The sequence below is a fragment of the Bradyrhizobium sp. WSM2254 genome (genome assembly GCF_000472645.1).
GTDB lineage: Bacteria > Pseudomonadota > Alphaproteobacteria > Rhizobiales > Xanthobacteraceae > Bradyrhizobium > Bradyrhizobium niftali.
Map to the genome: position 1 here is coordinate 1 of NZ_AXAB01000043.1, position 12,026 is coordinate 12,026.

Annotated in this window: 8 protein-coding genes; 6 read left to right on the top strand and 2 right to left on the bottom strand. The window is 53.9% G+C overall.

Annotated elements, in window-relative coordinates; genetic code table 11:
* A partial coding sequence (locus tag A3M7_RS0128270; protein WP_027546943.1) for an ATP-binding protein occupies positions 1–282 on the top strand: 282 nt, incomplete at its 5' end.
* A 374-nt stretch (positions 283–656) separates the two neighbouring features.
* Here A3M7_RS0128270 and A3M7_RS0128275 read toward each other — a convergent pair.
* Positions 657–3,242 (bottom strand): RNA-binding domain-containing protein, encoded by a 2,586-nt coding sequence (locus A3M7_RS0128275; RefSeq protein ID WP_084302584.1) that lies wholly within the window; start codon positions 3,240–3,242, stop codon positions 657–659.
* Between the two features lie 353 nt (positions 3,243–3,595).
* Positions 3,596–4,216 carry a recombinase family protein gene (locus tag A3M7_RS0128280; RefSeq protein WP_027546945.1) on the bottom strand — a complete coding sequence of 207 codons (621 nt, stop codon included), beginning with the start codon at positions 4,214–4,216 and terminating at the stop codon, positions 3,596–3,598.
* A 318-nt stretch (positions 4,217–4,534) separates the two neighbouring features.
* Between A3M7_RS0128280 and A3M7_RS0128285 the strand changes: the two genes are divergently transcribed.
* The 5 genes from A3M7_RS0128285 (at position 4,535) to A3M7_RS50715 (ending at position 11,231) form a co-directional block, all read left to right on the top strand.
* Positions 4,535–7,987, top strand: a complete 3,453-nt coding sequence (locus A3M7_RS0128285; protein WP_156936995.1) for a hypothetical protein — start codon at positions 4,535–4,537, stop codon at positions 7,985–7,987.
* Positions 7,968–8,423 carry a response regulator gene (locus A3M7_RS45915; RefSeq protein WP_063629464.1) on the top strand — a complete coding sequence of 152 codons (456 nt, stop codon included), beginning with the start codon at positions 7,968–7,970 and terminating at the stop codon, positions 8,421–8,423. Before A3M7_RS0128285 ends, A3M7_RS45915 begins: the two co-directional genes overlap by 20 nt.
* Positions 8,420–9,670, top strand: a complete 1,251-nt coding sequence (locus tag A3M7_RS0128295; protein ID WP_027546947.1) for a response regulator — start codon at positions 8,420–8,422, stop codon at positions 9,668–9,670. The genes A3M7_RS45915 and A3M7_RS0128295 overlap by 4 nt, the downstream gene beginning before the upstream one ends.
* 265 nt (positions 9,671–9,935) lie before the next feature.
* Positions 9,936–10,640 (top strand): hypothetical protein, encoded by a 705-nt coding sequence (locus tag A3M7_RS0128300; protein WP_027546948.1) that lies wholly within the window; start codon positions 9,936–9,938, stop codon positions 10,638–10,640.
* A gap of 240 nt (positions 10,641–10,880) precedes the next feature.
* Positions 10,881–11,231, top strand: a complete 351-nt coding sequence (locus A3M7_RS50715) for a hypothetical protein (RefSeq protein WP_027546949.1) — start codon at positions 10,881–10,883, stop codon at positions 11,229–11,231.
* The last annotated feature ends 795 nt before the right edge of the window (positions 11,232–12,026 follow it).

The window sequence follows — 12,026 nt, forward strand, 5'->3', positions numbered from 1 at the left end:
ATCGTGACCACCAATCTTGCCTTCGGCGAATGGCCAAGCGTGTTCGGCGACGCCAAGATGACCACCGCGCTGCTCGATCGGTTGACCCACCACTGCGACATTGTCGAAACCGGCAACGACAGCTGGCGGTTCAAAAGCCGCGACGACGATCACGCCACCCGCGCTCGTCTCGCCTCCGCTATCCCGACCAGCTCCGACGAGACGAGCGCTACCACCAAACCCCGCCGCGCTAAGGGGTCAAAATTGGACGCCGATGAGGGGTCAAATTTGCAGGCCGATTGACAGCAGGGTGGAAAGTCCTATCTGTGCTCTCTTGGCGAGATTAGTCTGCGTATAGCCCGCCGATTTGCGGGCGGTCCGAACAAGAGCGCCTAAGCGGGTATATCGAATCATCTTCCGCCCCCCAGCCCGTCAAGATGTTAGGGAAATCCAACTATCCGTAAAGAGTGTAGGAGATCCAAAAGAGCGTCTGTCGGCCTCCTTGACTTGATCAGAAGACCCAAATGGCGCACGTGCTAAGGTAAAGCCGTGGGTCACACTGTGCATGCTGTGCCGAAAAGAACAGTCTGAGCGGTGGCATATATCGCTATCGTTGACTCTACTGCGTGTCAGTGCCCTGAGTATCCTGTGCTTTCGCCTCGCCGCGGTCCGAGCCACTACTTCTTCGCAATTTTGGCCAAGTCCAAAATCAGCTGATCCATCTGCTCTAACTCAATGACGCTCAGCTGGCTGAACTCGCTCCGCGAAACAACGAATGTACGTAAATCCTTCAATCGACGTTCGTTTACGTCGGCGTCAGTTCGTATACGATCCGTCACCGTAGAGCGTGCGAGGTTATCGTGTGTCCATTCTCGCAAGGCGGAGCATCCGGAGAGAAGCACGTCCTTGCTAAGCAATCGATACGTTCGTATCGCCTTCGCACATGCACCGAAGAAACGCCTTTTGCCATCAAGATTCGATACCTGCATCCGAACCGCACCGAGCCACCGAACCACGAGACTACGATTTAGCTTCCACAAGTCAGCGCGTTCTCCAGGAATATCATTGTCGCGCAATGCATTTTGGATGTCCTTAGCGGCATTTTCGTACTTCGATTCGGCTTCCGAATGACGGCCTATTCGCGAAGCCTCGTCTCCGATCATCATTTCCGCATTACACCTTGCGACAATGAAGCGCGCTGAATCGAATGACTCATTGGCTATTTTTGCAATCTCGATGACGCCCGGCCAGTCCCCTCGTTCCTCTCGCAATGCGACCCATTCACCGAAAAGCTCGCGCTTTTTACAACCTCGGGAAAAAGCCGCACGGAAGCTCTCGTCTGCCTTAGGCGCATCACCGGTTGAATTATAGATTCGCCCTATCAAGCAAAGGAGGTCCGGATCATCCGGCAGCTTGTCCAGTGCAGCCTTTGCCGTTTGTAGCGCCTTCCTAGAATCTCCCGAATTGAGGAAGGCCATAGTTCTGGAAATGGCGGTTCCGACGAACGGCGTTTTCGTCCCTCTGAGCGTCTGAAACTCCCTGCACTTTGTCCTTATTGCCACATGGTCCGTCACAACTTTCTCGACCTGCGGAGTGATTAGGCCCATCATACTAGGGACCTTGAATGCCGCCCCTCCGGGAAGCGAGGTATCCCGCGCTGTCATGGAAAACTCTTCCAGATCTGCGAGCGCAGTTTGAACATCCGCGTGTGTGAGACCGAGTACGGAGCCAAGCTCCACGACTGATGCACGTGTCAAGTAGCTCAGCGCCAAGAGGACCTTTGCCGCGTTCGCTGTTAGCCGATTTAACTCACGCCGGAACGCTATGTCCCTGACTTGTTCGCCCTGAGAGCCACCCCAATGCGATACAGCCTCCGAAAATGTGTCTCCCAAGTTCACGAGCCGAATTATTGAAAGAGCAAATAGCGGAGAGCCCCCGCTCGCTTCGTAAAATCGGGTCATTTCCACCGACCCTTCGGCCGGCGGCCGCAGCTTTAACACGGCGCATTTCTCTTGAACGAGCGCTTGGAAATCGGAAAATGCCAAGCCCTTCAAGTCAATATACATATCGAAGGCAGCACCGAGATTACGCCGCGCCGTCACGATTGCCTTCGCCTTTGCAACCGAGCAAAGCTGCGTGATCAAGCTGAGAATTTTCTTCTGGTCGTCGTCGTTGAGCGTATCGACATTGTCGATCACGAGAATATAGCTATGGAATCCCAGATGATGCTGGGCCAGCGTCATTAACTCTTGTCGAGAGGGCTTTTCAGGTACTTGTTCAGGTGGGCACCCTGCTTCCAAAATGATGTTTGTGAGCAATTCGTCAATCGTCTCGAAATCGAGACGCGTGTCCGCGAATGTTCCCCGCAAACCGAGATAAGTTTCGGTCTTCGCTCCTAACCAAAGAATTTTATCGATGTACTCTGGGGATTGATACAGCAACCGTTCCGCAAAAGTGTAGGCAATCGACGTTTTCCCGACGCCTCCCAGTCCGGACAAGATCTTTACTGGACTAAATACGTCAGGAAGCCACGACCACAGTTCAGTCAGCTGTTCCTCGCGACCAATAAGATGCTTCAATTCTTGATCGCGGGGCGGAAGGTTGTTTTCGATGAATTTTTTTCGGCGGTACGGAACGTCTATTAGTCGCTGGCTAAAAAGAAACTCGAAATCTTCTGGAGCCTTAGCCGCTCTGCAATTGTCTCGCTCACGGAAGTAGAACTCATCCAGCCGATACGCGCGCAGCCCATTTTCTCGCTCGGGGGCATCCTTCTTAAAGGCGGCTGGCTTCACGCCCGTTGACCGCTTCGGAACGAACAAAATGCCTAGTTGAATTGGTGGAGTGTCCGAATCTGAGAAAGTCACAACTCGATATATTGTCTCGATGCTGACCTGAGTTGCGGCTTGAATGCGCTTGTTTAGATCGGCCGCGTCAAATACGGCTGAAAAGCCGCGAGGGGTTCGGCTTGCGTTGTCGATGCCGATTACAAGGTATCCACCGTAGCTATTGTAAAACGCAACGCAGTCTTTCACAATCTCAGCGAACTTTGCGTCGTAAGAACGCTTTGCGCTGTCACTTAGCTTAATGCCATTTGGAAGAACGGGAACTTCGATCTTGAAATCCCACAAAACGGCTTCATCAGAAATAGCTCGGCCGTTCATAATTAAATGAGACAGCACGGCACCGTCGGTCACGCCGTTAGTCACCAATTCTGAAATGGCAGCTCGGCGGTGATAGGCACTATCAATTACTTCTTCTGACATGGTTCCGTTGGCATGGCTAAGATTCCGCGAGTTATTAGCTTAACACAACCAGCCGGCTTTGAACCCTAAACATCAGGTTAAAGCATCCTTTTCCAGACCTGATTGATAGTATTCGGGATCCGGGCTGGTCGCCGACTATGCTCTGAGGTGCAATGGTCAATAGCCCTCGGGTTCGTGAGCGCAAAACGAGGCTGCATTGCACACTGCGTTCTTGTCGTTCCTCGCAAAAGGCTGGCTAGCTAGATTTCACGCGGCGCTGCGGATCTCGCCCCCGTCTTCTCGGAAAAGCAGAGCGATTGGTCGCACTACTCGTCAGTCCCCCCCGCCTTATGGGCTAAGGACAGGTAACCACCTTAGGCCGCTGTCCTCACGCGCTTTGCGATCTTGGCAATGGTTGCGCGGCTACAGCCGGTTAGGCTTTGAATAGTGCCCCACGATTGGCCTGCCGCGAGCATACGTGCGATGCCGTGGTTTCGCTCAGTATCCTCAGGACGTCCCTTGTAGCGCCCCTCAGCCTTGGCTCTGGCCTGTCCTTGGGCCTGGCGACGACGACGGTCATCGTAATCCTTCCGGGCGACTGCTGCGAGCATGTCCAGCAGCATGGAATTGATCGCCTCGAACATGCGTCCGGTGAACTCATCAGCTGTATTGGTGGCCATCATCCATGACGTGGGTAGATCGAGGGCGACGACCCGTAGCCGGCGAACCGTAAGTTCGGCCTTCAACTGCTCCCAATCCCCCGCTGTTAGCCGAGAAAGCCGGTCCACCTGTTCAACCAACAGAACGTCCCCGGGCTCGGCATCCGCAATGAGCCGGAATAACTCGGGGCGGGAAAGCTTCGCGCCGCTGTCATTCTCGACGTACCACGCAGCGATTTTCAGCCGGCGCTCGGCGGCAAAGGCTTTGAGCTGGCCCCGGGCGCGATTGGCATCTTGCTCATTGGTGCTTGCACGCAAGTAAGCTCTGACGAACATCAGTACGGCCTCGCGGAGTCTATTTTAAATGGTTTACATAACACCGGTTCAATTTGAATTGTCAAACTGAATTATTGAACCAGTCGGAAGCTGGTTTATTGGAGGCACACCCAAACTGAACTCCCGACGGCACGAACCCCAAGGTCGCACTCCATGCAACGTCTTCCTAACTGCCCGCTAGGGGAGACGCCAAAGCAGTCTGCGCGCAGAGCCGCGGCTCCCTCGACTTTCGGCTTGGGGATGCTTTGCGTTTCAGAGTTGTAGGAGGCGTCAACTTCTAGCTAGATCGAGTAGCACGAAGCTAACCAGACGGGAACTATGGCTCGCAACGCAAATCGATCGTCAGGCCGGGTCCGCACCTCCATCGATGATGCCGCCAGCTTCCGTCGTCTAATCCACGCGCAGGGAAATCTCGCTGCCGGACTAAACACGCACCGGCGCGCCATATCACTTGAGAATGTTGCGCGGATTGTGCGCGCTCTCATGCCAAACGCAATCTATCGCAATCTGCTTGCGCCAGAGGCGTTTCCTCGGACCCACGGCCGGGTCAAGGGAGGAAAGTTCTTTGGGACTTTGGCTCCCGAGTTTGAATTGATTTGGGCTGCGGCAGTTATTTCGCACTACACAACCGAACTGAATCAGTACCTCACGTTAAAAGAAACATATTCCGGCTTTTATCTTAGAGCGGACTTCAATTCAGCGAAGGGCGTTTTGGACGAAGTCGAAGGACTATTTGGGCTTTCACTTTGGCTAGCTAACGCACGTCTCAGCTTATCCCAAGTTGCCGAAGGACTGGCAGCTCAGAAACTACTCCTGAATGAGATCGTCGCTACCCCAAGCGTAGATCCATTGTACGCCTATATCTCGTTCCTCGCCAGCTACAGCCTCGAAGAGGGAGTCACCTTGCCACAGCTTCGGCGAGAACTCGTCGACCCTTCAGACATTAGAGAATACACTGTCTATCACGTCAGCCCATTCGATCTGGACTCTATTCAACAGCCCCATGTCTGCATCAGCCTTGAGGGAAACTCACCCATCATCGATCGCTTTGAGACCTTGATTGACATGATGCTGCTGCTCCACGTCCGAGACCAGCATCGCGGGATAGTGTCACAGGCAGCGACACTGTTGAAGAACATTCGCGATAGACGACTTTCTACGCTAAACTTTCTTTTCGAATCCTCTGATAACGAGCCTGTCAAAGACACAGAATTTTTACAAGCCTGCGATCTTTATTCACTCGGCGAATATGGAAAAGCCGCAGATGCGATCGACAATGTTCTGAAGCGCCCAGGTGGCTCAGCTTGGGCTTTCGAGCTCGCTGCGCGAAACGACATGGCGCTTGAAGCGAATCGTACTGCCACCTCCATAGCAGACAACATAATCTCAGAAACGCGCAGCTTCTTAGATGTTTCGAAGGACCTCGCCCACACGCGCGACGCCCTTCATCGCCTCGGTTTCCAGACTCGAAAGTTGTTAGCGTCCCGCGTCGTCGCCGCCTTGCTGGACAGAATGCTGGACCTTCCTATTGCGGACACCTTTTCGGATGCTCAGCAGCTTGCCAGCTTTTCCTCTCCATTGGTTCAACCCGCGCATTACCGGCTGATCAAACTGGTCGACAAAACTTCTTTTGATAAACTTGTCTCCAGCCTTCAAGGCGAGAATTCACCCACTCACAAATTGGCCTTGATGACTCTTGCTCGTGAGACCAATGCCGACGAGCTAGTTACGGATCTTAGAATTCCAGAGAAACGAGCCAGCCTATATCTAGCGTACGGCGCCTACAACCAAGGCGACTATCCGAAGGCCAAACAATACTTCGCCAGCTACCTTCGTAACGCTCCCGAGAAAACAAACCCTAGAACAGCAGCTTTCGAACACGCGCTTTACCGCAGGGAGCAGCTCCTTGGTTCTGCGCTCCGCGCATTCGTCGAAGCCTACTTCGAGAATCCAAGATCTCATTCGCTATACTCAATGGCAGAATTTTGCAGTTGGGCGGTATCTAAGGCGGCGGCAGATGAGGCGGCTACAGATCGAGCAATACTTCTGCATGCCTACTCGCGACTGTATGATTCTACTTTTGATGGCGACCTATCAGACGCATTCGAAGACATCCTAGATCACTTCCAAGTTGACCGGTCGAGTGAGTTGATCGTACTCCCTATCGAGAGACGCCGGCTAATCTACATTCTAAGATTCGTCGCCAATATTGAGCGCCTGGAAGACACCACAAGGTTCGACACGCTCGATCAGATTGAATCTGAACGCATTGCAGCGCTCCAGTGGCTGGTAAAGAACGACGCCGTAAACCGAACCGTCTATACCCAGGAAATCTCGTCGATTACGAAAGATCAGGAGGTTGCTCGCCTTTCGGCGCAATTTGAGCGAAGCAAGATTTACGTCCACGAAGAAGGGATAAAGAGGACCTTTGACAGCGAGATCAAGCCCCAATTCTACCGGTATCGCCAATTGCTATCGGATCCAGACGCGGTAGCGCAGATCGATCAGATCGAGCAACGCATCCGTAAACTGCTTAAAGAGTCCGAACTTCAATTCGGCTACCTCATAATCCCCTCGACAGAGCGAGACTCAATCTATTTCGCGATGGTCCAGCGAGCTTATGACATTTTGGTCCTTGATCCCAATCATGGGTTCAAGACTTACCTCAGCACGCGCATACTGCACGGCATCCTTGAGGGCGAGCTTCGCGCCAGTTTCGTCAACGAAGGACTGCTCGTCGCAGTTGACGGGGCAAACAAGGAACAAGAAGTTTTAGGCCGCTGGAATGATCGCTTATCAAGCGTTGGTAATCTCGGCCAATTGGAAATCGCCAAGAACGTCGTCAAGTTCTCAGAGAGAGTTACGCAGGCGATTTCGCACCTAAAGGACCGCAAGGTGAGAATCTTTTCTGCGAAAGACAATCCCGAAGGATTGTTCGCCATCTCTCTGTCAGTGGACGCGTTCGATCGATTGAAACAGAGCTTGACCAGCACTACAACTTACGAGGAATTCCTCGATCGACTCATTCAAAGCTTCTGGGATGGCGTCGAACGCTGCTTGCGCGAGGTCAAAATTGAGATCAGCACAAGGTTTCGTCGCCAAATCGTCAGCGCATTCGATGGAATCGAGAGTGCACTTATTTCTATGGAGAATGACCCGAGACCCGTCGAGTTGCTCGACGCCGTTGCGCGCTGTCGTACTGCTTTCGACTTCAATCTCACCCGCGTAACAGCCTGGTTTTCGAGAGCGGGGGTTTTGACCCCCGAACCTTTCCTTGCTGGCACCGCCATCCGACTAGCCGCCCGAATAACAAATAACTGCTACCCTCAGCATCCGCTCGATGTTGCGACTACAGAACGAGGGCACTACGAAATTTCCGGTGAACTCTTAAATCCATTGGTGGATTTGCTGACAAACTGTTTTCAAAATGCTGCGGAGCACTCTGAAATCAAGAACCGCGCTCCGACTGCATCTGTTACGGTTGACGCGACTCCTGACAATGATCTGGTCTTCGGAGTTGCAACAGAGCTGGCTGAATCTGTAGACCATGAAGCGTGTCGTCGAGAAATTCAAGAACTGCTCATCGAACGAGAGATTGCGAATCCGACTGCTGTTGCTGGAGAAGGTCGAACGGGAATCCGAAAGATGAAGCGAATTCTCCGTCATGACTTCCAATCTGACCAAAAACTCCAGATTAAGGTGTCTAAGGAGCAGGTGATCGTATCTTTCACGGTGCCGAGGAGGTACGTGAGTGAACGTTCTTATCATTGAAGACGATCCCCAGAAGGCAGAGCGAGTAATTTCTGCCATCCAATCTGCAGCGCCAGACAGCCGGATCGAATTGCGCCGCTCGTATCAGAGTGGCCTGAAATATCTGGAGAGCGATGCAGATGTAAATTTGGTGATCCTGGATGTTAGCCTTCCCACATTTGACCCGGATCCTGACGTGCGTCAGGGGCGACCTCGCCCCCTCGGGGGTTATGAAATCCTCAGGAAGGTGCGACGGAGAAAGAAAGGATTTGCGGTTGTGATATTGACCGCGCTCGAGCATTTCGGCTCATCCACGCATCAATATTCGTTCGAGCAGCTCAAAGAGAAGTGCACAGTCGAGTTCCCTGAGAGTTTTCTCGGCGCGATCTATTATTCGCAATCCACCTCCACTTGGCGCGATCAACTCGCCGATCTGATACGAGCAGTTTGGAAATGACTTCGATACTACTGGTTGAAGACAACCAAACAAAAATAGCGGCCATAGCTTTGGTTGTTGAGGAGCTTGGCTCTCAGCATGTGCTGAAGATCGCAATGAACGTGGTGGATGCAAAAAGAGAACTTCAAAACCGACGCTACGATCTGTTGCTTTTGGACATAAACCTCCCGCGTAAGGCCTCCACTGAGCCGGAGATCGACGGCGGGCTTGAACTATTGAGATGGATGAAAGCGAGAGGTCAAGCTCATCGACCTTCGTATATCGTCGGCATCACGTCTTTCGAGGAATCATTTCAGCGAGCCAAAGCCGAGTTCAATAATTTCATCTGGCAAGTAATTCCCGTCAACCTCGCTGAGATCGGTTGGCGAGCGCAGCTGCGCGAGACCATCGGCACAATTGAAGAGCAGATAAGGCCTCCCTTTTCCGGCGACGGCAAGTCGCACAGGACCGACGTCTTGGTGGTGACTGCGCTTGAACAGCCCGAGTTGTCTGCTGTTCTACAGTTGCCGGCCAGCTTCGAACCCATAGCGGTGTTGCACGACGCTAGCAGTTATTACAAAGGAAGATTCGTCCAAGATCGTCGCCACGTTGACGTTATTGCAACGGCGGCGTCGGACAAAGGGCTTGCCGGCGCCGCTATCGCCGCGACAAAAGGAATTTTAGCTTTTTGGCCGCGCTACCTGTTTATGACAGGCATCACTGCAGGTATCAAAGGCAGGAGCGAAATTGGTGATGTGGTATTTGCCGACTTATCCTGGGATTGGGGAAGTGGAAAGATCAAGAAAATAAAGGGCAAGACACACTTCAGCCCGGCCCCATATCAGAGAAGATTGGACGAGACGCTCGGCCGAGCAGCCAAGGAGCTAAAGGCAGACGAGCCCTTTTTGCGGAGGCTTTGGGAAGAGGCCGAGATGCCAAAGCCTAAGAATCCTCCCCGCATACTTGTTGGCGGAATGGCGTCTGGCGCCTCTGTACTTCAAAGCACTGACGCCGTTACGAAGGTCATCCAACAACACAAAGACGTGTTGGCCATCGAGATGGAGGCGTTTTCTATTATGTTCGCTGCCCAGACGGCTCCGCTCCCTCGGCCCTTAGCAATTGTGGCTAAGAGTGTTTGTGATTTCGGTGACGGAAAAAAGAATGACAAGTATCAGCGCTATGCCGCCTATGTTTCTGCCCGCGTGTTTGAAGAATTCTCCCGCCGATACTTGTTGCAAAAAGGCCTTGAGGATGAAGCAAGAGGATAAACTGCTCGCTAAGGTTCGCAATCGGGCATAAGCCTCCCAGCAATGTTCGCCCGGATCGGCATCACGCGGACGCCCAGTCGAAACAGCCCTGATCTCGGACCACGGCGGGCCAAGAAATACCGTCGTGTCCGATAAGTCCACACAGTATTCCGCGAATCATTATACCGGCGATCTGTCATCCGAACGCAACAGCAAGCCCAGCGTCGTTAGGTGCCGCAGACAATTCGCGGCATTTGGGTGCGTTGGGCCAGTGAGGGGTTGACGCATGCGAGCGCTAAGCATCTGGTGGATCATAGGACTCATTGTGCTGGCCGCACTCGCCGCCGGGGCCATGATCGCCTTTGGTAACGAGAATATGGGGAAAGCTGGCTTCCTCATCATCGGTGCCCTCCTGGCGATCATCACGACCGTCCTTGTCGACGTTCGCAAGCGCCAGGTGCAAGTTCGGGATCTTGCTCGAGTCCTGTACGCGGAATTGACGCACCTAGTTGCTCGCTGCGTGTTCGATTCCGAGAAGCCCTGGAAACCTTATTGGCCGAAGGATGCATCGCCAGGCTTGATGAACGCAACGAAGCTACGAAAATTCGCGCCTGCCGTACCAACCGTCTATAGCGCTACCGCTGGTCAGCTGGCCCTATTGCCGGGGACAGCTCCACAGACCTTAATTGAGTTTCACTATCGACTGTCCGCTCTTCGTCGCGAGATCGATAACACTGTTGCTGGCGCGAATCCTTCCGATAGCTCGAACGTCCCGATTGGTGCGCTAAGGCAAGTTGGATTGAGGTTTCGCCAAACCCTTGCGCCAAGTTTAAAAGCCCTTGAGGCTCTCGCACCGCTGGTCGCGGATAGTGCTGAAATGGAAAAGCACGCCCGTACCAGTTATTATGAAACGCGTCCGGGCTCGGACCTAACGAAAACCCTAAGCGAACGAATTGACGCCCTACTGACAGAGCCATTTTCAATGGAATAGGGTGCCCTAATCGCGCAGCAGATCGTACTTGCTGCCCTCAGTCACCCCGCCCCGATCGCACCTGCCCCGCCATGCTAGAATTCTCTTTTGCGCGGTGGGACAATATCGCGAATGGCCTATGGTAATCAGTGAGAGAAAGCACCGTCCCACTTGGACGTAAACGCTTGATTCATAATGGTACTTCCACCCCGGCCAGGGGCACCACGCTAAAAACATAAATAATAACAATAGCTTACGCCATTGGCTCAACTCCTGATTTTTCTCGCGGCGATTGAAGACACACGCAAAAATCTGCGGCAGCCGTCCGTTTTGTTGGTATCGGGGGAGCACGTTCACGACGAATTTCGCTATTCCCGAACGAGGGAATTGAGCAGATGGCCCGCAAGAACGATGGCGCGAGCGCCAACCGAACACGTCGACTGCCGCGCCGCCCGACCGAAACTCGACAAGGGCGCGTGGAGCCCCGCCAAGATTTCCGAAGTGACGGACAGCGGTCTCCATCTCTTGGTCACGCCGGACAATAGCAGGCTCGGCAACGCTGCCACCAAGCTGTGGCGGATGGGCTACCGCTTCCACAGATTCGTATTTTGAATCGTCTCCTGGCGGCTGCATCGGCGGGACCGAGTATTTCTGCAAAGGGAAGCCCACTGCATACGAAAAAGGACTGGCGGGAAGTATCGCCAGTCCTCGCCTTGGCTACACGCGGCGAACCGCGACTAAGGCTTCAGCAGAAGGGCGACTCAGCCACGCAGTGGCAACCAACGACGGGTAAGCAAACCTGCGCGCAGCATCCCGACGGCTGCACGCCGCGGTCAATGCGAGTTTGGCTCTGCTGACGCGAAATTGGTTTCGCCTGGGTTGGAAGTCTCATTTCATTCCTCCTTCAAACATTGAGTTCACGAGAACAGCGGCAATTCGCAAAAGGGCTTGAATGCCGCGAGGTCTTGAGCTTGCTGCTCGTGGAGACCGGAATCTCTTCCGGCCTCCTGTTCGTGCTGACAGTGCCAGTCATCGCAAGTGAATGCTGGCCCTCTCAGCCCCGCCGGCTCAGCATACCGCCGCCCTGCAGAGCGACCGTGCCGGCTCAGGCAAGAGGTCGCAAAGATGGCAGGCAATGCTCGACGCGGCGACAGTGCCCGTCACCGGGGTAATGCTGACGCCTCGTCGGACAGGCGCTGCCTGTGTTGGAAGTCGCATGATTGTCTCCTTGAATTGGCCGCGGCGGGGTGACGGCCGTGAGCTCTGGTTGCCCCGAACGGGACAACCTGGGACCGCCCCCGCCACAGCGATCCAGTCGTTCGCCGACGCGCTGCGCCAGAGAACGGCGTCCTAGGGGCTGCCGCTCTAGAAGCAATCGATGCAGCCAGATGCTCCGATCCCGGCGAG

What these genes read in the sequence shown, in the direction of transcription:
- A3M7_RS0128275 (WP_084302584.1), bottom strand. Translation starts at nt 3,242, where the DNA reads ATGTCAGAAGAAGTAATTGATAGTGCCTATCACCGCCGAGCTGCCATT.
- A3M7_RS0128280 (WP_027546945.1), bottom strand. Translation starts at nt 4,216, where the DNA reads ATGTTCGTCAGAGCTTACTTGCGTGCAAGCACCAATGAGCAAGATGCC.
- A3M7_RS0128285 (WP_156936995.1), top strand. Translation starts at nt 4,535, where the DNA reads ATGGCTCGCAACGCAAATCGATCGTCAGGCCGGGTCCGCACCTCCATC.
- A3M7_RS0128295 (WP_027546947.1), top strand. Translation starts at nt 8,420, where the DNA reads ATGACTTCGATACTACTGGTTGAAGACAACCAAACAAAAATAGCGGCC.
- A3M7_RS0128300 (WP_027546948.1), top strand. Translation starts at nt 9,936, where the DNA reads ATGCGAGCGCTAAGCATCTGGTGGATCATAGGACTCATTGTGCTGGCC.